Below are 22,729 nucleotides of genomic sequence, written 5' to 3'. Positions count from 1 at the left end.
AGGCGCCGAAGAGCTCCGAACCGTCCTTGAGGGCCTCTCCGACAGAGTGAAATACGGGGTGGTCGGCACACCCGACGATCCGAGACTCGCCGAAATCCTTCGCCGATACCAAACGGCGCCGTCCGAAGGCGGTGCCCGGTTGTGGCCGAGCGGCGTTCTGTTGCAGGCAATCCGCGCGGTGGACCCGGCGGTTGAGCCGGTTTTCATGACCCCAGAAGAGATCGTCATGCTGGCGACGATGGGGGCTCGGCCGAACGGCTTGGACGATCTGGTCGACTTTTTCGCCATTCGTTCACAGGCCAGCGGCGCCGCAGAACAGCAGCATGCCGGACCGCGCAGCATTTCCGATGGACATGGCGACGCCTTCCGGCACACTTACTGGAATGCGCTCATGACCCAGCGGTTCGGGGAAGATTGGACTCGACAGTTCGCAACCGCGCACGAGCAATTGGGCGGCAACCCGCCTCACCGAGAGGCGATGGATCTGTACAACAACGAGATCGGCCGTCAGTTGGCGCGGGAACACCCCGAAGCGAGTCCCGAAGAACTGGCCGCCGCCGTCGATCGGGCAGTCCGGGACGGCAGGACTCTCGTCATCGGGGCCGACGACGAGATCGCTTGGAGTGACCGAGTGGCTGAGCACAGCACCGGTGCCCCGTCACTCACGGATATCCCGCTACCGGCAGGTGAGCGGTGACCTCGTATCAACACGGCAGGTGGTGCCGCGCGATGATCGGGCTTTTCGTGGTCTGCTTCACCGCTACGGCGATTAACGGGTGTTCAGGACTTGCCTCTGGGGGTCCCGAGCAGAAGCAGATGCAGTGTGAGACCGAGTTCCGTATCGACGACAATTCGCAACCACTGGGATCGTCCGAGCGTTTTAGACACGCAGCCATTCAGTCAGCCTCAACGGGCACACAGGTGACAACGCTGCACGACGTTGCTCGCGAAGCAGGGTGGACCGGGGCGTGGGACCGAGTGCTGCAGGCTTTCGACAACACCGATTCCGCGTCGATCAACGCCTCCGCCGGAACTACCGGCATCTGCTTTCTCGGGGTAAGCCGCAGCGATCCCGATTTCGGCGCACAGGGCGACTACATCTTTTTCGACGGCCCTCGTCCCGTCCAAAGCATGCACTGGGACGGGGCCACCGAGATCATGCGCGCGTTGGGTGATAGCACCACCATCCGGCGTGATGAGCCACTCACTGCGGAAACCGACTCAGATCCGCCGATGCTGGTAACCGTCGAAACCCGCTCCCCCTGAGCACGAAACCCTGACCGCACCTCAGCCCAGCGCGGCCTCGACCTCGTCGCGGGCGCGGACGAAAGCGTCGCGCAGGGCGATGGGATCGGGCCCGGCTCGGAGCACGCCGCGGGAACTGGCGGGCAGCACCCAGGCCGGGTCGGCCCCCTCGAACACAATCGGCAGGTCGGCGGCCGTTGCACCCTGGGCACCCAGCCCGGGGGCCAGGATCGGGCCGCGGAGGCCGGCGAGATCGAGCCCGTGCTCACGTGTCGCCCCGACGACCAGGCCGACGGTCGCGGTCCCGTCCGTGTTCTCGGCGGCCGCGGCGTCGACGATCGATTGCGCGACCGTCCGCTCCCCCACCTGTGCCCGCTGCAGCTCGCCGCCCTCCGGGTTCGACGTCCGCGCCAGCACGAAGACGCCGCGCTCGCCGGACCGCGCGAGATCCAGTGCAGAGCGCAGGGATTCGTAACCCAGGTAGGGAGACGCGGTGACCGAGTCGGCGCACAGCGGCGACGACTCGGACAACCAGGCCTGCGCGTAGGCGGCCATCGTCGAACCGATGTCACCGCGCTTGGCGTCGGCGATGACGAGGGCGCCCGCCTCGCGACAGCCCGCGACGACGCGTTCCAGCACCGCGAAACCCGCCGAACCGAACGGCTCGAAGAACGCGACCTGAGGTTTGATGACGGCGGCCACCGGACTTAGCGCCTCGACGCAGATGTCGGCGAACGCCGACAGTCCGTCGATGTCCACCGAGAGGCCCCATTCCTCGAGCAACGCGGCGTGGGGATCGATCCCGGCGCACAGACGCCCGCGCTCGACGACCGCCCTCGTGTAGCGGCCGCCGAACCCGGACGCGTCCGTCACGAGCGGCCGGCCAGGTCGGCGTGCCGGTTCTGCAGCGACCGCACCCCGATGTCGCCGGTCATCGCGGCCTCGATGCCCTGCACGGCGGCCGAGGCACCCTGCACCGTGGTGATACACGGGATGTTCACCGACACCGCGGCGCTACGGATCTCGTAGCCGTCGACGCGGGGCCCCGAGTTGCCATACGGGGTGTTGATCACCATCGTCACCTCGCCGGCGCGGATGATGTCGACGATCGTGCGCTGCCCCTCGGCGGCCTCGAAGTGCTTGCGCACCGTCTCGCACTTGATCCCGTTGCGGCGCAACACGTCCGCGGTCCCCTCGGTGGCCAGGATGTCGAACCCCAGGTCGGCGAGGTGCTTCACGGGGAAGATCAGCGCCCGCTTGTCCTTGTTGGCCACCGACACGAAGATCTTGCCGCTGGTCGGGAGCGAGCCGTAGGCGGCGGTCTGCGACTTGGCGAATGCGCGACCGAAGTCGGCGTCGATGCCCATGACCTCGCCGGTCGACTTCATCTCGGGGCTCAGCAGGTTGTCGACCCCGCTGCCGTCATGGCGACGGAACCGATTGAACGGCAGGACCGCTTCCTTCACCGAGATCGGCGCCGTCGCCGGAGCCTCTCCGCCGTCGCCGGTGGCGGGCAGGATGCCCTGCTCCCGCAGATCGGCGATCGTCGCGCCGAGCATGACGCGCGCACACGCCTTGGCCAGGGGCACCGCGGTGGCCTTGGAGACGAACGGGACCGTCCGGCTCGCACGCGGATTGGCCTCGAGCACGTAGAGGATGTCGTCCTTGAGCGCGTACTGGACGTTGAGCAGACCCTTGACGCCGATGCCCTTGGCCAGCGCCTCGGTCGAGGTCCGCACCATCTCGAGGTCGGCTCGGCCGAGAGTGACCGGCGGCAACGCGCACGCCGAGTCACCGGAGTGGATTCCGGCCTCTTCGATGTGTTCCATCACGCCGCCGATGTAGACCTCGTCGCCGTCGCAGAGGGCGTCGACGTCGATCTCCACCGCGTCTTCGAGGAACCGGTCGACCAGTACCGGATGATCCGGGGTCAGCTCGGTCGCGCGAGAGATGTAGTCCTCCAGGGACTTCTCGTCGTAGACGATCTCCATGCCGCGTCCACCGAGGACGTACGACGGCCGGACGAGCACCGGGTACCCGATCCGGGCGGCGGTGTCGCGGGCCTCGTCGAAGCTCGTCGCGGTACCGAACGCCGGGGCCGGTAGTCCGGCGGCGGTCAGCACCTTGCCGAACTCGCCGCGATCCTCGGCGAGGTCGATGGCCGCCGGGCTGGTGCCGACGATCGGCACCCCGGCCTCCTCCAAACGGTGCGCGAGACCGAGCGGCGTCTGGCCGCCGAGCTGGACGATGACACCTTCGACGGTGCCCGACTCCGATTCGGCGTGGTAGACCTCAAGGACGTCCTCGAACGTCAGCGGCTCGAAGTAGAGACGGTCGGCGGTGTCGTAGTCGGTGGACACCGTCTCCGGGTTGCAGTTGACCATGACGGTCTCGTATCCGGCGTCCGACAGGGTCAGTGCGGCGTGCACGCACGAGTAGTCGAACTCGATGCCCTGACCGATGCGGTTGGGGCCCGATCCGAGGATCAGGACCTTGGGGCGCTCCGTCTGGGGCGCGATCTCACTGGTCGCCCCGGGGTCGAGTTCGTAGCTCGAGTAGTGGTACGGCGTCTTCGCCTCGAACTCGGCCGCGCAGGTGTCGACGGTCTTGTAGACCGGCCGTACGCCCAGCCCGATCCGGTGGGCGCGAACGGCCGCCTCGTCGGCGAAATCCGAACGCAGAGCGGCGATCTGACGGTCGGAAAAGCCGGTGGACTTGGCCTCGCGCAGCAACGCCTCATCCAGCGTGTCGGCGTCGCGGATCTCCACTCCGAGCGCGGCGATCCCGCCGATCTCGGCGAGGAACCAGGGATCGATCGCAGTGGCCTCGTAGAGGTCCTCGATCGTCGCGCCGGCCTCGAAGGCGAGCATCAGCTTGTACAACCGGCCGTCGCGCGGGGTCTTGATGTCCTCGAGCAGTGCGGGCAGGTCGACGGTCGACGGGTCTGGGCGGTTGGGCTCGGCCCAGAAGCCACCGGCCTTCGTCTCCAGCGACCGCATGACCTTGCCGAGCGCCTCGGCGAAGCTGCGACCGAGGCTCATCGCCTCGCCCACCGACTTCATCGTGGTGGTCAGCGTGTCGTCGGCGCCCGGGAACTTCTCGAACGCGAACCGCGGAGCCTTCACCACGACGTAGTCGAGCGTCGGCTCGAAGCAGGCCGGGGTCTCCTTGGTGATGTCGTTGACGATCTCGTCGAGGCTGTAGCCGATGGCCAGCTTCGCGGCGATCTTCGCGATCGGGAAGCCGGTGGCCTTCGACGCGAGCGCCGACGACCGCGACACGCGCGGATTCATCTCGATGACGACGAGGCGCCCGTCGCGCGGGTCCTGGGCGAACTGGATGTTGCAGCCACCGGTGTCGACGCCGACCTCGCGCAGGATGTCGATGGAGAGGTCGCGCATGATCTGGTACTCGCGGTCGGTGAGCGTCATCGCCGGGGCGACGGTCACCGAGTCGCCGGTGTGGACGCCGACCGGGTCGAGGTTCTCGATCGAGCAGACGACCACCACGTTGTCGCGGTTGTCGCGCATGAGCTCGAGCTCGTACTCCTTCCACCCGAGGATCGACTCCTCGATGAGGACGTTCGCGGTCGGGGAGGCGGCGAGACCGCCGCCCGCGATCCGGTCGAGGTCCTCGTCGTCGTAGGCCATGCCCGAGCCGAGACCGCCCATGGTGAACGACGGCCGGACGACGACCGGGAACCCGAGTTCGGCGACGGTGTCCCGCACCTCGTCCATCGTGTGGCAGACGCGGGACCGCGCGCTCTCCCCGCCGACCTTCTCGACGATGTCCTTGAACATCTGCCGGTCCTCGCCGCGCTGGATGGCGTCGAAGTCGGCGCCGATCAGCTCGATGCCGTACTTCTCCAGCGAGCCGCGATCGTGCAGTGCGACAGCGGTGTTGAGTGCAGTCTGACCGCCGAGGGTCGCCAGCACGGCGTCGATGGGATGCCCGGCGTCGCGCTCGGCCTCGATGACCTTCTCCACGTACTCGGCTGTGATCGGCTCGATGTAGGTGGCGTCGGCGAACTCCGGATCGGTCATGATCGTGGCCGGGTTCGAGTTGACCAGGCTGACCCGCAGGCCCTCGGCCTTGAGGACCCGGCAGGCCTGCGTGCCGGAGTAGTCGAACTCGCAGGCCTGACCGATCACGATCGGCCCGGACCCGATGACCAGGACGTGGTTGATGTCTTCGCGGCGCGGCATCAGGCACTCGCTCCTTGGGACTTGTCCCCTTCGAGCAGGGTGACGAACTTGTCGAACAGGTAGGCGGCGTCGTGGGGACCGGCGGCCGCCTCGGGGTGGTACTGCACCGAGTAGGCGCGGCCGGAGAGCAGCTCGACGCCCTCCACGGTGCCGTCGTTGGCGCAGACATGGCTGACCCGGGCGCGGCCGAAGTCGGAGTCGAACTCCTCGCCCGCCTCGCCTTCGAGCGCGAAGCCGTGGTTCTGCGAGGTGATCGAGACCTTGCCGGTGGCGTGGTCGACGACCGGGATGTTGATGCCCCGGTGGCCGAACTTCATCTTGTAGGTCGACCGGCCGAGCGCGCGGCCCAGGATCTGGTTGCCGAAGCAGATGCCGAACAGCGGGATGTCCTGGCCGAGCACCCCGCGGGTGAGTTCGACGATGTCGTCGGCCGTGGCCGGGTCGCCGGGACCGTTCGAGAGGAACACCCCGTCGGGCTTGAGGTCGGCGATGGCGTCGAGCGCGACGGTCGCGGGCAGCACGTGGGTGCGGACGCCGCGTTCGGCGAACATCCGCGGCGTGTTGGTCTTGATGCCCAGGTCGATGGCGGCCACCGTGAACCGGTGCTGGTCGAGGGGTTCGACCACGTAACCGCTGTCGGTGGTGACCTCGTCGGCCAGCCGGGCGCCCTCCATGTCCGGCTGGTTGCGCACGCGGGCAACGAGTTCGTCGGTGTCGGCGAGCGCCGGGCCGGAGAAGATCCCGGCCTTCATCGACCCGTGGTCGCGGAGGATGCGCACCACGGTGCGGGTGTCGATACCGCCGATCCCGACGATGCCCTGACGGTCCAGCTCCTCTGCGAGGGAGGTCGTCGCGCGCCAGTTGGAGACGCGTCGGGTGGGGTTGCGAACCGCATACCCCGCGACCCAGATCTTGCCCGAGTCACCGTCGACGCCGGTGCTCCCGGCGCTGCCCGTGCTCTCGCCGTCCTCGGTGTTCCAGCCGGTGTTGCCGATCTGCGGCGCCGTGGCGACCACGATCTGCCGGTGGTAGCTCGGATCGGTCAGGGTTTCCTGATAGCCGGTCATCGCGGTGCAGAACACCGCCTCGCCAAGGGTCTGGCCGACTGCGCCGAAGCTCCGGCCGGTGAACACCTGGCCGTTCTCCAGCACCAAGACCGCTGTGTTCATTCCTGTGCCCCTTGTCCCTGTGGCCCGTGTCCACTGTCATGCGTCCCGGCGAAGGCGCTCACCCAGCCGGGGTAGATCGTTTTGTCGTCGGCGCGCACCCCGGAGTCGATCTCGGTGCCGCTGGGCAGGACCCAGCGGATGGCGAGGACGCCGTCGGCGGTCATCACCTTGCCCGCGATGCCGCGTTCGGTCCGGACCGCGGTGATCGATTCCCGGGGAATCCAGAGGTCACTGGCTCCCTGACGCGCGATGAGGATGCCCGTCTCGAACTCGGTCAGCACCGAGGACGCCCGGTCGCCGATGTCACCGACGGTCACCCGGTTCTGCCAGCTCGGCGCGATGGTGCTGCCGAGGTAGAGGCCGGTATCTGGACCTCTGAGTACCGCGCCCGGCTCGGTGGGGATCGTCGGCAGCGTGCCGATCACGTCGGCCTGCGCCGCGGTCTTCTTCCGATTCCCGGTCGCCAGCAGGTAGAACACCGACGCCACCCCGAGGGCGAGCAGTGCGACCACGCCGATGAACCAGGCGTTGAAGACGATTTTGCCGTATCCGAGCAGCGACGCGAGCACCGAGGCGACCACCAGCACCGCGAGGATCGCCGGTACCAGTCCACGCCTGGGTCTCGCGGTCATCGGGTCACCTGCCCGTCGTGGGCCGTCACCACGCCGCGCAGCACCGTCGCGGTGACGGTGGCGGGCATGGTCATCGACTCGAACGGGGTGTTGGCCGACAAGCTCGCCAGCTCGGGACCGTGCACCACCCAGGACGTGTCCGGGTCGACGACGGCCAGGTTCGCCGGCTCGCCGACCTCGATCGGACGACCCTGATCGGTGAGTTCGACAATCTGCGCGGGCCGCTCGCTCATCACTCGCGCGACGCCGCGCCAGTCGAGCAGGCCGGGCTTCACGAGGGTCTCGACGATGATCGGCAGGGCGGTCTGCAGGCCGAGCATGCCGGGCTTGGCCTGGGCGAACTCGCAGCACTTCTCCTGCGCGGCGTGCGGCGCGTGGTCGGTGGCCACACAGTCGACGATCCCCTCGGCCAGCGCCTGTCGCAACGCCTCTTTGTCGCGGACCTCGCGCAGCGGCGGATTCACCTTGTTGACCGGGTCGTACGTCTCCAGCCGCGAGTCGTCGAGCAGCAGGTGATGCGGGGTCACCTCGGCGGTGATCGCGATCCCCTGGTCCTTCGCCCAGCGGAGAAGTTCGACGGTGCCCTCGGTCGAGGCGTGGCAGATGTGGATGCGCGCACCCGCGTCGCGCGCGAGCAGGGCGTCGCGGATCACGATCGACTCCTCGGCCGCCCGCGGCCAGCCCGCCAGGCCGAGGCGCGAGGCCGTGGGCCCCTCGTTGGCAACGGCTCCGACGGTCAGTCGCGGCTCCTCGGCGTGCTGGGCGATGAGGACGCCGAGCCCGGTCGCGTACTCGAGCGCGCGGCGCATCAGGAGCGGATCGTCGACGCACTTGCCGTCGTCGCTGAACATCCGGACGCCGGCGGCACCGGCGGCCATCATGCCCATCTCGGCGAGCTGCTTGCCGGCCAGACCCACGGTCACGGCGCCGACCGGGTACACGTCGACGAGTCCGACCTCGCGCCCGGACCGCCACACGTTGTCGGTGACGGTCGAGTTGTCGGCCACCGGGCTGGTGTTGGCCATCGCGAAGACCGCGGTGTAACCGCCGAGCGCGGCGGCTGCCGAACCCGACCGGATGGTCTCGGTGTCCTCGCGGCCCGGCTCCCGCAGGTGGGTGTGGAGGTCGACGAACCCCGGCAGCAGCACGCCGCCCTTGCCGTCGATCGTCTCGGTGCCGTCGGGCGCGGTGACCGCGGAACCCATCTCGCTGATGACGCCGTCGACTAAGAGGACGTCGATCGGGTCACCCTCGCCGTATGGACGAACGGCGCGGAGAAGAACGGATCCGGTGCGGGCGGTCACTTCACATCTCCTGACACGATGTCGTGGGCGGTCACAGGTGCGCTCCCGCGGAATCGGAGCCGACGAGCAGCCGGAACAGGACCGCCATGCGGACGTGCACGCCGTTGCGGACCTGTTCGAGAACGGTCGCCTTCGGCGAGTCGGCCACCGAGTAGCCGATCTCCATGCCGCGCAACATCGGTCCGGGATGCAGGACCACGGCATCGTCGGCCAGCAACGCCATCCGACGATCGTTGAGCCCGAAGCGGACCGAGTACTCGCGGGCACTCGGGAAGAAGCCGCCGTTCATGCGTTCGGCCTGGACGCGGAGCATCATGACGGCGTCGACGGCCGGCAGTTCGGCGTCGAGACTTCCCGAGACGCTCACCGGCCACTGGTCCACCCCGACCGGCAGCAGCGTCGGGGGCGCCACCAGGACGACCTCGGCGCCGAGCGTCGAGAGCAGGTGGGCGTTCGACCGCGCGACGCGGGAGTGGATGATGTCGCCGACGATCGCGATCCGCCTGCCCTCGAGCGAACCGAGCCGCTGTCGCAGGGTCAGCGCGTCGAGGAGCGCCTGCGTGGGATGCTCGTGCGTTCCGTCGCCGGCGTTGATCACCGCGGGACCGTCACCGTCGGGCGTGGTCGTCCAGTCGGCGATCTGGGCCGGCGCGCCCGACGCCGGATGCCGGACGATCAGCGCGTCGGCGCCCGCCGCGTGCAGGGTCTTGGCCGTGTCGCGCAACGACTCCCCTTTGCCCGCAGAGGAACTCGAAGCACTGACATTGATGACGTCGGCACTCATCCACTTGCCCGCGACTTCGAAGGAGACCCGGGTGCGGGTGGAGTTCTCGTAGAACACGGTCATCACCGTCCGACCGCGCAGCGTCGGCAGTTTGCGCACCTCACGCCCGGTCAGGGCCTGCTCGAAACGCTCGGCGTCGTCGAGGAGGGCGGTGGCATCGTCACGGCTGAGGTCTTGCGTCGACAACAGATGCCGCATCATGAATCACTCTCCGCGGCAATCGGATTCGACGCCGAGGCGAGGACGACCTCGTCGATGCCGTCGTGTTCGACGAGATGGACCGAGACCTGTTCGTCGCGGGCCGTCGGGATGTTCTTGCCGACATAGTCTGCGCGCAACGGGAGTTCGCGATGGCCACGGTCGACGAGGACCGCGAGTTGCACGGCCGCGGGACGACCGAGATCGCGCAGTGCATCGAGCGCGGCACGGACCGTCCGTCCGGAGTAGAGGACATCGTCGACCAGGATCACGATGGCGCTGTCGACGCCACCGGCCGGCACCATCGTCCGCTCGAGCGGGCGGTGTGGCTTGCCGCGCAGATCATCGCGGTAGAGCGTGATGTCGAGATATCCCACCGGCACGTCGACACCCGCGAATTCGCCGATCTTGGCACCCAACCGGGTGGCGAGAGATGTTCCGCGAGTGGGGATTCCGATGAGGACGACGCGAGGTGCGTCGGGCGAGTCCAGAGCAGTCTTCTCGATGACCTGGTGTGCGACACGGGCAATCGTGCGCGACACGTCAGCGGCATCGAGCAGCACCCTGGGAGCGGGGCTGGCCAAGGCCGACCTCCTTCTCCGCCTCGCAGGACGGATCGTTAAAGGATGTCTGTCTCGCGACACTCTACACCGGGCGGCGACGCCGACGAATTCCCGCGACGTACGCCACACCCGGTGCGGATCAGTTGGGCTCCGGCCGTCCGGGTGCGGCCCCACCGGGTTCGGCGGAAGCGGCTGCGCGGACCTGCGGCGCGAGCTCGGCGATCTTGGCCAGCACGCCGTTCACGAAGGCCGGCGAGTCGTCGGTCGAGAGTTCTTTGGCGAGTTCGACCGCCTCGTCGACGACGACGATCGTGTCGACGTCGAGGGAGTTGAACAGCTCCCACGTCGCCAGTCGCATGATGGCGCGGTCGACGGCCGGGAGGCGTTCGAGGGTCCAGTCACGCAGATACGACGAGATGACCGCGTCGACCTGACCCTGGTCCTCGGCGAGTCCCTGGATCACGGTCGCGGTGTAGTCGTGGATCGAGCCGACGCTCTCGTCCGAGCGGACGTATTCACGACGTTCGGCGACGAGCTGCGCGGGACTGACCTTCTTGGCCTCGGCCTCGAAGAGCAGGTCCACCGCGCGCCGCCGCGCCTTGTGTCGGGTTCCGGGTTGTTTCACAGGTCAGGAGTTGACGCGGCCGAGATAGCTGCCGTCGCGCGAATCGACCTTGAGCTTGTCACCGGTGTTGATGAACAGCGGAACCTGGATCTCGGCGCCGGTCTCGAGCGTGGCGGGCTTGGTGCCGCCGGTGGAACGGTCGCCCTGGAGTCCGGGATCGGTCTGGGCGACGATCAGCTCCACCGTGACCGGCAGTTCGACGAACAACGGGTTGCCCTCGTTCAGCGAGACCTGCACGGTCATGTTCTCCAGCAGGAAGCGGGCGCCGTCGCCGACGGTGGCCGGCGGCAAGGAGAACTGCTCGTAGTCCTGCGCGTCCATGAACACGTAGTCGGTGCCGTCGTTGTAGAGGAAGGTCATGTCTCGACGGTCGACGGTCGCGGTCTCGACCTTGACGCCCGCGTTGAAGGTCTTGTCGACGGTCTTGCCGCTCAGCACGTTCTTGATCTTGGTGCGCACGAACGCGGGGCCCTTGCCCGGCTTGACGTGCTGGAACTCCATGATCTGCCAGAGCTGGTCGTCCATGCGCAGCACGAGGCCGTTCTTGAAGTCGGCGGTGGATGCCATGTGGTTTTCGTTCCCTTGCAGTCAGATGACGGTGAATGTCTTGTCGGTGGCGGTCAGCAGGTCGGGGTCGCCGTCGGTGACCACCAATGTGTCCTCGATCCGGACCCCACCCCATCCGGGTAGGTAGACACCGGGCTCCACGGTGACCGCAGCACCGCATGGCAGTGTACCCGCCGCGAGTTTGCCGATTCCCGGCGCTTCGTGGATCTCCAACCCCACTCCGTGACCGAGACCGTGCACGTAGTTCTCGCCGTGGCCGGCGTCGGCGATCACGTCGCGGGCCGCGGCGTCGACCGCCCGCAGGTCGGCCCCGGGCGTGAGGGCCCGGCGGCCGGCGGCCTGTGCGGTGGCGACGAGTTCGTAGAGGTCCCGCTGCCACGACGCCGCGCGCCTCAGGACGAAGGTCCTGGTCATGTCGGAGTGATACCCGCCGACCACCGAGCCGAAGTCGATCTTGACCAGATCGCCGTCCGCCAGAGCCGTGTGGGTGGGCCGGTGATGCGGGATCGCCGAGTGGGCGCCGGCGGCCACGATGGTCTCGAACGCGATCCCGTCGGCCCCGAGGCGATACATCTCCCACTCGAGCGCACGAGCGACCTGCCGCTCGGTCGTCCCGGCCCGCAGGACGCCGTCGGCGACGACCTGCGCGAGGGCCGCATCCCCGATCGCGCACGCCGCCCGGAGCAGCTCGATCTCCCCCGGTTCCTTGACCGCGCGCAGGTTCTGCACGACACCGGTCGTGCTGACGAGTTCGATCCCGGAGTCCCCGACAGCCGCGGACAGCGCTCGGTGCCCGGCCACGGTCTCGGTGTCGGCTTCGAAGCCGACGCGACCCGCCCCGGCGGCCCGGGCGTGGTCGACGAGGGCACGCGCCGCCGCGCGTTCGATGATCGGCTCGACGTCGGGCACCTGTTCGGCGACCTGCGTGAGGTACCGGCCGTCGGTGGCGATCCGGTCACCGGCCGGATCGTCGACGTCGATCAGCACGGCGGCGTTGGAGCCGGTGAACCCGGTCAGGTAGCGGACGTTGACGAGGTCGGAGACGACGAGGAACGAGACCGGGTCGTCCGCGGTACGCAGTTCGGCACGCAGCCGGGCGCGGCGGCCTGCGGTGTCATGGTTGATCGGCACCCTGGCCACGCTACGGCCGGCGCCCGAGCCGCGCGAACCCGCCCGACCCGCGAAACCCGACCACTTCGACCAGGGTGTGTCCGCTGTCACCACCCCCGTGCGTAAGATGACGCGCATGTCTTCGTGGTTGGTGCGCGGTCTGACGATGACCGCAGTTCACGTCCTCGCCCGCGTCTTGCTGGGATTCGCCGTGGTGCAGGCGCCGCTGAACTCGACGATCTGGCGCACCATCGCGATCGCGGTCGTCGTGCTCATCGCCCTGGTGTGGGGTGGTTACGACGGCATCCGCGACGCCCGCGCCAACCCGGATCCCGATGACTACGAGGATCTGACCGTGCGCTGGCTGCAGGCCGGTGTCCTCGCCGGCGTTCTCGCCGGGTTGATCTCCTGGATCCTCGGCACGGTCGTCCTGGCCGGCATCGGGCAGGCCAGCCTGTTCATCGAGCTCATCGCCGGGGCGTCGTTCACCGCACTGCTCGTCTTCGTCCCGGCCTTCGTCGGCGCGGCGATCGGCCGTTTCCTCGTCCGGCGCGACCAGAACAAGGGCGCAGCCGACGACGACTGGTCGGTGCACGAGGATCGTTCGCACCGCCACGACGGCGGGACTGAGGCCGACTCGGACGCGCCGACACAGCGCATTCGCTGAGGCTCAGGAAAGAGCCCGCGTGCGAGTGGCCGAATTCTCAGCTCCCTGAGGTACGAGCGAAGCGAGCCACCTCCTGCTCCCTGAGGAGCGCCCGGCGCTTGCGGAGGGCGCGTCACGAAGGGTCTTCGCAACTCGTCTCGCCAGGACCTCGCCTCAGAGCAATATCGACGTGCTCTTCTCCGCTGAGCCACCGGCCACTGCCGAGTAGGCAGCGGCGATCAAGCCGGGGTCGGGCCCTTCGAGCCGGCCCGGCTTGGCGAGTCCGTCGAGCACGACGAAACGCAGCACGCCGGAACGGTTCTTCTTGTCCCCCGCCATCCCCTGCAGGAGATCGGCGAACGCATCCGGGTCATAGGTCGTCGGCAGCCCCACGAGATCCAGGATCGCCTTGTGCCGATCCGCCGTGGCGTCGTCGAGGCGGCCGGCCAGGCGCGAGAGTTCGGCAGCGAACACGAGACCCACCGACACCGCCGCGCCGTGACGCCAGCGGTAACGCTCGCGGCGCTCGATCGCGTGGCCGAGAGTGTGCCCGTAGTTGAGGATCTCGCGCAGCGACGACTCCTTGAGGTCGGCCGACACCACGTCGGCCTTGACCTGCACCGAGCGCCGGATGAGATCGGGCAGTACCGGCGACGTCGGGTCGAGGGCGGCCTCGGGGTCGGCCTCGATGATGTCGAGGATCGTCGGATCGGCGATGAACCCGGTCTTGATGACCTCGGCGAGTCCGGCGACGATCTCGTTGCGCGGGACGGTCTCCAGCGTGCCGGTGTCGATCAGGACGGCGTCGGGTTCGTGGAACGAACCAACGAGGTTCTTGCCCGCCTCGGTATTGATGCCGGTCTTGCCGCCCACGGCGGCGTCGACCATCGCCAGCAGGGTCGTCGGGATGTGGATGACCCCGATGCCGCGCATCCAGGTCGCCGCGACGAACCCGGCGAGGTCGGTGGCGGCTCCCCCGCCGAGGCTGATGACCTTGTCGTTTCGTTTGAGGCCGATCCGGCCGAACACCTCCCAGCAGAACGACGCGACCGAGAGGTCCTTGCCCGCCTCGGCGTCGGGGATCTCGACGCGATGGGCGTCGAACCCCTTGTCCGCCAGATACTCTCGGATCTGTTCGGCGGTCTTGGCCAGCGGCGGCTGATACAGGATCGCGATGCGGTCGGCGCCCTGCGCGGCCGCGGCCACCTCACCGAGGAGTCCCCGGCCGATGGTCACGTCGTACGGTGCGCCGGCGTTGACCCGGATGGCGATGGGTTCGTTCGCTGCCTGTTCGTTCACGGTGATACTCGGCTTCCTCACATCAGTTCACGGGCGAGTTGGACGACCACGGCGTCCGCAACCGCGTCGGGGTCGGGGTCGGCGTCGACGTCGAAGGTGCAGACCGCCTCGTAGACGGGTGTCCGCTCGGCGAGCAGTTCGGCGTACCGAGCGGCGGGGTCGTCCGTCCCCAGGAGCGGGCGGTCGGTACCCGACACGCGGTCGTACCCGCGATCGGGCGACACCCGCAGGTATACGACGCGCTGGTCGGCCAGTGCCTCGCGGATCCCGGCGGTCGTCACCGCGCCGCCGCCGAGCGACACCACCCCGCCGTGATTGTCCAGGACATCGGTGACGACGTTCGCCTCGATCGTCCGGAATCCCTCGAGACCGTCGGATTCGAAGATCTCCGGGATGCTGCGGCCGGTGCGCCGGACGAGTTCGATGTCGGTGTCGATGAAGTCGACGCCGAGCCGGTCGGCGAGCATACGACCGACGGTGGACTTCCCGGCTCCCATGAAACCGATCAGTACGGCCGCCGGGCGGCGACCGGTCGTCGGACGCGTCGGGGTCACCACCGTCCAGGGTGCGTGGTCGGTGTCGGGGGTGCCGGGGTCGGGGTGCCGGGGGCTGGGTCATGCCCGGGGCGGACGCGCGTCGATGGCAGCCCGGTAGGCGGCGAGGTTCGCGCCGGTCTCGGTCACCGAGTCGCCGCCGAACTTCTCGAGAGCGGCCTGGGCCACGACGAGCGCGACCATCGCCTCGGCGACGACGCCCGCCGCGGGCACGGCACAGACGTCGGAACGCTGATGGATGGCGCTGGCCGTCTCCCCGGTCGACATGTCGATCGTGGACAACGCACGCGGCACCGTCGAGATCGGCTTCATCGCGATGCGCACGCGCAGGTCCTCGCCATTGGTCATGCCGCCCTCGAGTCCGCCCGCGCGGTTGGTCGATCGCAGGACACCGTCGGCACCGGGCACCATCTCGTCGTGGGCCTCACTGCCACGCCGGCGGGCGGTGGTGAAGCCGTCGCCGACCTCCACACCCTTGATCGCCTGGATGCCCATCAGCGCGGCCGCCAGCTTGGCGTCCAGCCGGGTGTCGCCGCTGACGTGCGAGCCGAGGCCGACTGGCACCCCCGTGGCGACGATCTCGACCACGCCGCCGAGGGTGTCGCCGTCCTTCTTCGCCGCCTCGATCTCGGCGATCATGGACTTCTCGGCGTCGGCGTCGAACGCCCGGACCGGACTGGCGTCGATGGCCTCGAGGTCGGCGATGCGCGGCGGCGGGCCGACATAGGGATCGCTCGCGCCGATGGAGATGACATGGGAGATGACGTCGACGCCCAGTACCTGGCGGAGGAAGTTGCGGGCGACCGTGCCCGCGGCGACACGCGCGGCGGTCTCGCGGGCGCTCGCGCGCTCGAGCACCGGACGGGCGTCGTCGAAGCCGTACTTGAGCATGCCGGAGTAGTCCGCGTGCCCGGGGCGGGGACGCGTCAGCGGTGCGTTACGGGCGCTGCCCTCGAGTTCGGCCGCGTCCACTGGATCGGCCGCCATCACCGTCTCCCACTTGGGCCACTCGGTGTTGCCGATCTCGATCGCGACCGGGCCGCCCATGGTCTGGCCGTGACGAACCCCGCCGAGCACGGTGACCTGGTCGGCCTCGAACTTCATCCGCGCACCGCGGCCGTAGCCGAGCCGGCGGCGTGCCAGTTGCCCGGCGATGTCGGACGAGGTGACCTCGACACCGGCCACCATGCCCTCGACGATGGCGACCAGGGCGGGACCGTGAGATTCTCCGGCAGTTATCCAGCGCAACACAGTGATCGATTGTTCCATGCTGCCGAGCCCGGACCGACGGCGGCGCCGCCGAACCACGCGTAGCACGCGTCACAAGAGATCGGCGACCACGATCGAGGCGGCGACGAGCGCGGGTCCGTGCGGATGAGACCCGCGGCCGGCGGGGTCCCGGCGACCGACGCGATGCCCGACCACCGTGCCCACCGCGATGACCGAGGCGAGCGCCACCACGAGCAGGGCGGCGTCCCACCGTACGGCGAGCGCACCGCACGCGATGGCGAGCTTGACGTCCCCACCGCCGCACCATCGCATCCCGAAGGCGAGCGCGTACGGGGCCGCGGCGACGAGCGCGGCCACCGCCGCGCCGGGGTGGACTGCGCACGCGCCCACCGCACCGCAGATACCGGGCCAGACGAGCACGTTCGGGATCCGGCGGGTGTCGGCGTCGGTCATCGCGACGACCGACAGCCAGATCAGGATCACGCACTCGGCCATCCGTCGAGCATGTCGGGGTGGTTGATCGGTACTGTTCGCCCGTCCACAACCGGCACGTCCTGTGGACGGAGTCGGAGCTCGCCCGGAATCAGTCGGCGGTGAGTGCCGCGACCATCACGTCGCGGGGTGCGGGCAGCCCGGTGAACTGCTCGACCTGTCGGAATGCCTGATTGACGAGCATGACCAGACCACCGACCACGGTTCCACCGGCCGCGACGACCGCGGACGCGAGCGGAGTCGGCCAGGGGTCGTAGATCACGTCCACGACCTTGCGTGCCCGCGCCACGGCGGGCGTCAGGACCGCGGCCGCGTCGGCCGGCACCGTCGACACGACGACCGCGGACTCGCGACACCTTCGGGCCAGCGCCTCGGCGGGTTCGAAGGGCACGACGTCTCCGTTCATCCCCAACCGCTCACACAGTTCGAGGACGGGCGCGGCCCGGCCGGCGTCGCGGGCGACCACCGTGACGTCGGTGATGCCCGTCTCGGCGAGCGCCATGATGGTCGGAAGTGCCGTGCCACCCGCTCCGACGACCACGGCGACCGGCGAGGTCCCGGCGGCGAGGTCCGCGTCGACCGCGAGGTCGGTGAGCGCTCCCGACACGCCGTCGATGTCGGTGCAGTCCGCGCGCCAACCGGTCGCCACGCGCACCAGGGTGTTCGCCGACCCGACCAGTTCGGCGCGTTCGGTGCGTTCGGTGGCGAACTCGAGGGCAGCGCGTTTGTTGGGCATGGTGACCGAGAACCCGATGAAGTCGGCGTCGGCTCCCGAGACGATCTCGGGCAGACGGTCGGCGGTGCACTCGATCCGGTCGTACCGCCAGTCGACCAGCCCGAGTGCCCGGTAGGCGGCCAGATGGACACGCGGCGAGCGCGAGTGCGTGATCGGCGACCCCAGAACCGCGGCCCGACGGTGGTCACCGTGCGGTGAGCGGACGTCGGCGGGCACGGTGTTCATGGCGGGTCCGCTGCTCACTGGCTGCAGCCGGTGGCCACCAGCTTGTTGCGGCAGGCGACCTGGCGGTTGCGGATGTGATCTTCGAAGGTGTTCGCGAACAACGTGGTCCCGGCGGTGTCGACGGTGACGAAGTACAGCCATCCGCCGGGCGCCGGGTTGAGCATCGCCTCCAGGGCGGGCACGCCGACCGCCGCGATGGGCGTGGGCGGCAACCCCTTGTACCGGTAGGTGTTCCACTCGTTGTCGTTCTTGTACGCCTCGCCGTGGACATCGATGTTCGTGATGTCGGCCGTGTAGTTCTGCGTCGAATCCATCTGCAGCAGCTGGTCGCGGTCGAGGCGGTTACGGATGACCCGCGCCACCTTCGGCGCATCCTCGACATGCCGGACCTCGCGCTCGACGATCGACGCCGCGATCAGGGTGTCGTACGGCTCGAGTCCGGAGTTGTTGCGGTCGAGCAGTCCCCATTGTTCGAACATCGTCGCGCTGCTGGAGATCATCTCCCGCAGGATCTGCGTGGCGGTGTGATCGGGTTCGATGCGCTCCCAGGTGGTCGGCGCGATGAGCCCCTCGATCCGGCGGTGATCGCCCGTCATCTCGGCGACGTTCTGTTCGGCCCACGCGGGCACACCGAGCTCGGCCGGGGTGGTTTCGGCGGCGGCCTTCTCGAGGTCGGCAACCGTCACCCCCTCCTGCTGCCCGTTGAACGAGAACGACGTGGCGTTCTCGATGAGCTGGAAGATGCCCGGGGTGACCTTGCCGTCGATACCGGTCTTCGAATCGAGCTGCAGCCCTGGCGGGATCACCACCCGCCCGACGCGGTGCACGGCGCCGTCGGCGGTCAGCATCTCCACGGCCGTGGTGGCCGGGATCTGGGTGCGCATCTTGTAGAGGCCGCCGGACATCGGCTGTCCACCGGCGGCGTCGACGAACGCCCGCACGCTGCCCACCACGTCGGCGTCGACGAGGATGCGGCCGAAGTCGGCGAGCGTGGAGTTGTCCGGGATGTCGACGACGACATCGCCGGAACCGGCGGCGTTGGTGTAGTCCTTGCGCGACTCGAGCAGGCCGGTGGCGCGCACACCGTAGTAGCCGACCCCGGTGATCAGCGCGAGCATGAAGACGATCGCGACGGCGAGGACCGCACGACGCTTGCCCCGGCTGCGCTTGCGGCGCGGCGTACGGCGCTGTTGCTGGTCGGGTTCGGTGTCGTCGGCGCCGGGCCACCAGTCGTCGTGCTCGTCGTGCTCGTCGAAGCGCCGGTCTCGTCGGGCGACGCGATCGTCGTCGCGGATCGGGCGTGCGGTGCCCGGCGTCTCGAAACGCCCGGTCTCGAAACGCCCGGCGTCGTGGCCACCGGTGTCGTAGCGCCCGGTGTCGTACAGCTCGGCGTCATGGCGTTCTGCCCCGTGACCCGCCGGCTCGTAGTCGGCAGCGGTGAACTCCTCCGCGGCGTGATCGTCCGGGAAAGAACGAGATTCGTCGGGGCGAGGACCCCGGGCCGGAGGCGCCGGAGCGGCCGGACGGGCCATGGTGAAGTCGGTGTCGACGTCGTCTTCGACCGGACCCCCGGCAGCCGTTGATGGACCGGGCTGCGGCGGACCGGGCTGCGGCGGACCGGGCCGCGGTGGTGCCACCGGCGGCGGGGTGGGCGGCTGCCCCGGCGGGATGCGGACCGGCGTCGCGCGGGGGCCGGGCGTGCCGGATACCGGCCGCGCCTGTTCGGCGGGCGGGACATTCGGCGGGGCCGGGCGCCGGGGAGCCGGTTCGGCATTCTCGCCACCGGCGCGCCGGCGGCGGTGCCGCGTGTGGGGCGACCCGTCGGCCGACTGCGTGAAGTACCGCAGACGCTCGGGATCCATGCCCTCGGCACGGCGTCCCTGGCCGTCTCGGTGCCGGGTGCGACGCCGATCATCGGTCACCGGAGGCTCCCCTGACTCACCGTCGCGCATCCAACCACCCCTGCAGAATAGCGACCGCCGCGGCCTGGTCGATCACCGCGCGCGAGGACTTCACCGTCCGGCCGCTGGCGTGCAGTGCCTGCTGTGCGGTCACCGTCGTGAAACGTTCGTCGTGCCAATGCACGGCCACCGGGTCGATCCGGGTCGCGAGACGGTCCCCGAATTCCTGTGCGGTCTCGGCCGCCGCCCCCGCGGTGTTCTTGAGCGTCTTCGGTAGCCCCACGACCACGCCGACGGCCTCGTACTCCACGACCAGAGCCGCGATGCGGTCGAGATCGTCTGTGCGCGAAGGGGTTCGACGCACCGTTTCGACCGGTGTGGCGAGGATGCCGTCGGGATCGCACACGGCGACGCCGATCCGGACGCTTCCGACGTCAATCCCGAGGAGTCGCCCGCGGGTCCGCTGGTGACCGTCGGCCCGGGTGTGCGGATCCGGCATCAGGCGACGAACTCGCGGATTCGCGTCAGTGCCGCGTCGATCCCCGCGGGATCGGTGCCCGCGCCCTGGGCCAGATCCGGCTTGCCACCGCCACGACCGCCCACCAACGGCGCGACCTCCTTGACGAGGTCACCGGCCTTGATCCCGGCGTCGCGGGCGGCCGCCGTGGTGGCGATCACGAACGGCACCTTGGCATCCGGTCCGTCACCGCTCGGCGAGAACAGCGCGATCACCGCCTGGCGGTCGGCGACTCGGCCGCGGAGGTCGGTCACCACCGAGCGCAACCCGTTGGCGTCGAGGCCCGGCACCCGTCCCTCGACGACGAGGGTGGCACCGACGGTCGTCGCCGTGTCGAGGAGACCGGACACCGCGGCCCGGGCCGCCTCGGCACGTACCCGCTCGAGTTCCTTCTCCGCGTCACGCAGCTTGGTGACGAGCTGCTCGACCCGGCCGGGCACCTCTTCCGACGGGACCTTGAGCGACGACGCCAGGCCGGCCAGCAACGCACGCTCCTTCGACAGGAACCGGAACGAGTCCATGCCGACGTAGGCCTCGACGCGCCGGACACCCGACCCGACCGAGGACTCCCCGATCAGCGTGATGGGTCCGATCTGCGATGACGACGCCACGTGCGTGCCGCCGCACAGCTCCATGGAGAACGGCCCGCCGATCTCCACCACGCGGACGACGTCACCGTAGTTCTCGCCGAAGAGCGCCATCGCGCCCATCGCCTTGGCCTCGGACAGACCCGTCTCGAACGTGTTGACCTGATAGTTCGCCTCGACCGCGGCGTTGCTGATCTCCTCGATCTCGCGTCGCTGGGCCTCGGTCACCGGGCCGCTGGCGTTGAAGTCGAAGCGCAGGTAACCGGGCCGGTTCAGCGAACCGGCCTGCGTCGCGCCGGGGCCGAGGACCTCGCGCAGCGCGGCGTGGACCATGTGGGTGCCGGAATGGCCCTGCGTGGCGCCGTGACGCCACGCGGTGTCGACCGCTGCGAGGACCTCGTCGCCTTCCTCGATCTCCCCCTCGTCGATGCGGACCTTGTGCAGCCACACCGACTTGCCGACCTTCTGCACGTCGGTCACCGACATGCGCACTCCCGACCCGGTCGTGATGGTGCCGACGTCGGCCATCTGGCCACCGCTTTCGGCGTAGAGCGGGGTGCGGTCGAGGACGACCGTCAGTTCCTGGCCGGCCGACGCCGCCGGCAGCCGTGCGCCGTCGGCGACGAGGCCGAGCACCCGCGCCTCCGACACCAGCTCGTCGAAGCCGGTGAACTCGGTCGGCCCGCGATCGAGGAAGTCCCGGTAGACGCTCAGGTCGGCGTGCCCGGTCTTGCGGGCGGTCGCGTCGGCCTTGGCGCGTTGCTTCTGCTCAGCCATCAGGGCGGTGAAGCCCTCCTGATCCACCGAGAGACCGGCCTCGGCGGCCATCTCCAGGGTGAGGTCGATCGGGAAGCCGTAGGTGTCGTGCAGCGTGAAGGCGTCGGAACCGGTGATGGTCGTACGCGACGCACTCTTGGTGGCGGTCGCCGCGTCGGCGAACAGCTTCGACCCCGCGGCCAGGGTCTTGGAGAAGGAGGTCTCCTCGCCCACGGCCACGTCGACGATGTGCCAGCGCTGCGTCTCCAGCTCGGGGTATGACGGTGACATCAGGTCGATGACCTTGCCGATGATCGTGCCCATGGTCGGCTGATTGTCACCGGCGCCGAGCAACCGCATCGACCGGACGACCCGACGCAGCAGGCGGCGCAGGACGTACCCGCGGCCGTCATTGCCGGGCAGCACGCCGTCGCCGATCAGCATCGCCGAGGTCCGCGCGTGGTCGGCGACGACCCGGAACCGGACGTCGTCGGCATGCGAACCGGCGGCGTATGCACGTCCGGACAATTCCGCGGCGAGGTCGATGATCGGCTTGCACAGGTCGGTTTCGTACACGTTGTCGACGCCCTGCAGGATGCAGGCCACGCGCTCGACGCCCATACCGGTGTCGATGTTCTGCTTGGGCAGCGGGCCCAGGATCTCGTAGTTGTCCTTGCCGCCCCCGGGACCGCGGACGTTCTGCATGAAGACGAGATTCCAGATCTCGATGTAGCGGTCCTCGTCGGCCTCCGGCCCACCCTCGACGCCGTACTCGGGTCCGCGGTCGTAGAAGATCTCCGAGCACGGCCCGCAGGGACCCGGGACGCCCATCGACCAGTAGTTGTCCTTCATGCCCCGTCGCTGGATGCGCTCGGCCGGCACGCCGATCTCGTCGCGCCAGATGGCCTCGGCCTCGTCGTCGTCGAGATAGACCGTCGGCCACAGCTTCTGCGGGTCGATACCGAAACCGCCGTCGTCGACGCTGTTGGTCAGCAGCGTCCAGGCGAAGGTGATGGCCTCGCGCTTGAAGTAGTCGCCGAAGGAGAAGTTGCCCGCCATCTGGAAGAAGGTGTTGTGGCGGGTGGTGATGCCGACCTCGTCGATGTCGAGGGTGCGGACGCACTTCTGCACGCTGGTCGCCCGCGAGTACGGGGGCGTCTGCTCACCCAGGAAGAACGGCTTGAACGGGACCATGCCGGCATTGACGAACAACAGATTGGGGTCGTCGAGGAGCAGCGAAGCGCTCGGCACCTCGGTGTGCCCGGCTTTGATGAAGTGGTCCAGAAAGCGCTTCCGGATGTCATGCGTCTGCACTGTGGGTTTCGTCCTAGCCGTTGGTGGTCCCAGCCGTTCGGTGGTAGCGGCCGTTGTTTGTCGCGACATC

21 protein-coding genes are annotated in these 22,729 nt (G+C 69.1%); 3 read left to right on the top strand and 18 right to left on the bottom strand.

Annotated elements, in window-relative coordinates:
• Positions 1-58 precede the first annotated feature (58 nt).
• Positions 59-697 carry a hypothetical protein gene (locus QAD21_RS11280; protein ID WP_280361468.1) on the top strand — a complete coding sequence of 213 codons (639 nt, stop codon included), beginning with the start codon at positions 59-61 and terminating at the stop codon, positions 695-697.
• A complete protein-coding gene (locus tag QAD21_RS11275) occupies positions 694-1,266 on the top strand; it encodes a hypothetical protein (RefSeq protein WP_247452006.1) in 573 nt (190 codons plus the stop codon). Before QAD21_RS11280 ends, QAD21_RS11275 begins: the two co-directional genes overlap by 4 nt.
• Before the next feature lie 21 nt (positions 1,267-1,287).
• On the opposite strand, the gene pyrF is transcribed toward QAD21_RS11275, so the two are convergent.
• From pyrF to QAD21_RS11225, 10 genes are all read right to left on the bottom strand, one after another.
• Positions 1,288-2,118, bottom strand: a complete 831-nt coding sequence (pyrF, locus tag QAD21_RS11270; protein ID WP_280361465.1) for an orotidine-5'-phosphate decarboxylase — start codon at positions 2,116-2,118, stop codon at positions 1,288-1,290.
• Positions 2,115-5,450 carry a carbamoyl-phosphate synthase large subunit gene (gene carB / locus QAD21_RS11265; protein WP_280361463.1) on the bottom strand — a complete coding sequence of 1,112 codons (3,336 nt, stop codon included), beginning with the start codon at positions 5,448-5,450 and terminating at the stop codon, positions 2,115-2,117. The genes pyrF and carB overlap by 4 nt, the downstream gene beginning before the upstream one ends.
• Positions 5,450-6,619, bottom strand: coding sequence for a glutamine-hydrolyzing carbamoyl-phosphate synthase small subunit (carA, locus tag QAD21_RS11260; protein WP_280361461.1), 1,170 nt, complete (start codon positions 6,617-6,619; stop codon positions 5,450-5,452). The genes carB and carA overlap by 1 nt, the downstream gene beginning before the upstream one ends.
• Entirely contained in the window at positions 6,616-7,251 is a 636-nt protein-coding gene (locus tag QAD21_RS11255; protein ID WP_065632132.1) for a hypothetical protein, read from the bottom strand. Before QAD21_RS11255 ends, carA begins: the two co-directional genes overlap by 4 nt.
• On the bottom strand, positions 7,248-8,555 hold the full coding sequence (locus tag QAD21_RS11250) for a dihydroorotase (protein ID WP_165630128.1): 1,308 nt from the start codon (positions 8,553-8,555) through the stop codon (positions 7,248-7,250). The genes QAD21_RS11255 and QAD21_RS11250 overlap by 4 nt, the downstream gene beginning before the upstream one ends.
• 31 nt (positions 8,556-8,586) lie before the next feature.
• On the bottom strand, positions 8,587-9,537 hold the full coding sequence (locus QAD21_RS11245; protein WP_058250562.1) for an aspartate carbamoyltransferase catalytic subunit: 951 nt from the start codon (positions 9,535-9,537) through the stop codon (positions 8,587-8,589).
• Positions 9,537-10,121 (bottom strand): bifunctional pyr operon transcriptional regulator/uracil phosphoribosyltransferase PyrR, encoded by a 585-nt coding sequence (pyrR, locus tag QAD21_RS11240; RefSeq protein ID WP_065632130.1) that lies wholly within the window; start codon positions 10,119-10,121, stop codon positions 9,537-9,539. Before pyrR ends, QAD21_RS11245 begins: the two co-directional genes overlap by 1 nt.
• A 118-nt stretch (positions 10,122-10,239) precedes the next feature.
• Positions 10,240-10,725, bottom strand: a complete 486-nt coding sequence (gene nusB, locus QAD21_RS11235; protein ID WP_058250343.1) for a transcription antitermination factor NusB — start codon at positions 10,723-10,725, stop codon at positions 10,240-10,242.
• Between the two features lie 3 nt (positions 10,726-10,728).
• On the bottom strand, positions 10,729-11,292 hold the full coding sequence (gene efp, locus QAD21_RS11230; protein ID WP_058250342.1) for an elongation factor P: 564 nt from the start codon (positions 11,290-11,292) through the stop codon (positions 10,729-10,731).
• A 21-nt stretch (positions 11,293-11,313) separates the two neighbouring features.
• Complete coding sequence (locus QAD21_RS11225; RefSeq protein ID WP_280361459.1) at positions 11,314-12,423, bottom strand: aminopeptidase P family protein; 1,110 nt, start codon at positions 12,421-12,423, stop codon at positions 11,314-11,316.
• A 115-nt stretch (positions 12,424-12,538) separates the two neighbouring features.
• On the opposite strand from QAD21_RS11225, the gene QAD21_RS11220 reads away from it, so the two are divergent.
• The gene (locus QAD21_RS11220; RefSeq protein ID WP_078112454.1) at positions 12,539-13,069 is read left to right on the top strand and encodes a B-4DMT family transporter; all 531 of its coding nucleotides are present in this window, start codon (positions 12,539-12,541) and stop codon (positions 13,067-13,069) included.
• A gap of 153 nt (positions 13,070-13,222) precedes the next feature.
• On the opposite strand, the gene aroB is transcribed toward QAD21_RS11220, so the two are convergent.
• The 8 genes from aroB to alaS form a co-directional block, all read right to left on the bottom strand.
• On the bottom strand, positions 13,223-14,347 hold the full coding sequence (gene aroB, locus QAD21_RS11215; RefSeq protein ID WP_068972555.1) for a 3-dehydroquinate synthase: 1,125 nt from the start codon (positions 14,345-14,347) through the stop codon (positions 13,223-13,225).
• Between the two features lie 17 nt (positions 14,348-14,364).
• On the bottom strand, positions 14,365-14,844 hold the full coding sequence (locus tag QAD21_RS11210) for a shikimate kinase (RefSeq protein ID WP_205333462.1): 480 nt from the start codon (positions 14,842-14,844) through the stop codon (positions 14,365-14,367).
• A gap of 117 nt (positions 14,845-14,961) precedes the next feature.
• A complete protein-coding gene (gene aroC, locus QAD21_RS11205) occupies positions 14,962-16,170 on the bottom strand; it encodes a chorismate synthase (RefSeq protein WP_280361456.1) in 1,209 nt (402 codons plus the stop codon).
• Between the two features lie 51 nt (positions 16,171-16,221).
• Positions 16,222-16,626 (bottom strand): A24 family peptidase, encoded by a 405-nt coding sequence (locus QAD21_RS11200; RefSeq protein WP_159370723.1) that lies wholly within the window; start codon positions 16,624-16,626, stop codon positions 16,222-16,224.
• A gap of 88 nt (positions 16,627-16,714) precedes the next feature.
• The gene (locus QAD21_RS11195) at positions 16,715-17,584 is read right to left on the bottom strand and encodes a shikimate dehydrogenase (protein WP_165630133.1); all 870 of its coding nucleotides are present in this window, start codon (positions 17,582-17,584) and stop codon (positions 16,715-16,717) included.
• Between the two features lie 14 nt (positions 17,585-17,598).
• Positions 17,599-19,536 carry an endolytic transglycosylase MltG gene (gene mltG / locus QAD21_RS11190; protein WP_280361453.1) on the bottom strand — a complete coding sequence of 646 codons (1,938 nt, stop codon included), beginning with the start codon at positions 19,534-19,536 and terminating at the stop codon, positions 17,599-17,601.
• Complete coding sequence (gene ruvX, locus QAD21_RS11185; RefSeq protein ID WP_247451999.1) at positions 19,523-19,984, bottom strand: Holliday junction resolvase RuvX; 462 nt, start codon at positions 19,982-19,984, stop codon at positions 19,523-19,525. The genes mltG and ruvX overlap by 14 nt, the downstream gene beginning before the upstream one ends.
• Complete coding sequence (gene alaS, locus QAD21_RS11180) at positions 19,984-22,659, bottom strand: alanine--tRNA ligase (protein ID WP_280361450.1); 2,676 nt, start codon at positions 22,657-22,659, stop codon at positions 19,984-19,986. The genes ruvX and alaS overlap by 1 nt, the downstream gene beginning before the upstream one ends.
• Positions 22,660-22,729: the final 70 nt, after the last annotated feature.

The organism is Gordonia sp. SMJS1 (genome assembly GCF_029866425.1).
Lineage (GTDB): Bacteria > Actinomycetota > Actinomycetes > Mycobacteriales > Mycobacteriaceae > Gordonia > Gordonia hongkongensis.
Note: the sequence above shows the minus strand (reverse complement) of the source record. Positions and strands in the feature narration are given on the sequence as shown.

Coding starts and splice junctions, on each gene's coding strand:
- QAD21_RS11255 (WP_065632132.1), bottom strand. CDS start 7,251: ATGACCGCGAGACCCAGGCGTGGACTGGTACCGGCGATCCTCGCGGTG.
- carA (WP_280361461.1), bottom strand. CDS start 6,619: ATGAACACAGCGGTCTTGGTGCTGGAGAACGGCCAGGTGTTCACCGGC.
- QAD21_RS11200 (WP_159370723.1), bottom strand. CDS start 16,626: ATGGCCGAGTGCGTGATCCTGATCTGGCTGTCGGTCGTCGCGATGACC.
- QAD21_RS11245 (WP_058250562.1), bottom strand. CDS start 9,537: ATGCGGCATCTGTTGTCGACGCAAGACCTCAGCCGTGACGATGCCACC.
- mltG (WP_280361453.1), bottom strand. CDS start 19,536: ATGCGCGACGGTGAGTCAGGGGAGCCTCCGGTGACCGATGATCGGCGT.
- efp (WP_058250342.1), bottom strand. CDS start 11,292: ATGGCATCCACCGCCGACTTCAAGAACGGCCTCGTGCTGCGCATGGAC.
- aroC (WP_280361456.1), bottom strand. CDS start 16,170: ATGGAACAATCGATCACTGTGTTGCGCTGGATAACTGCCGGAGAATCT.
- QAD21_RS11220 (WP_078112454.1), top strand. CDS start 12,539: ATGTCTTCGTGGTTGGTGCGCGGTCTGACGATGACCGCAGTTCACGTC.
- QAD21_RS11195 (WP_165630133.1), bottom strand. CDS start 17,584: ATGAACACCGTGCCCGCCGACGTCCGCTCACCGCACGGTGACCACCGT.
- carB (WP_280361463.1), bottom strand. CDS start 5,450: ATGCCGCGCCGCGAAGACATCAACCACGTCCTGGTCATCGGGTCCGGG.
- QAD21_RS11210 (WP_205333462.1), bottom strand. CDS start 14,844: ATGGGAGCCGGGAAGTCCACCGTCGGTCGTATGCTCGCCGACCGGCTC.
- ruvX (WP_247451999.1), bottom strand. CDS start 19,984: ATGCCGGATCCGCACACCCGGGCCGACGGTCACCAGCGGACCCGCGGG.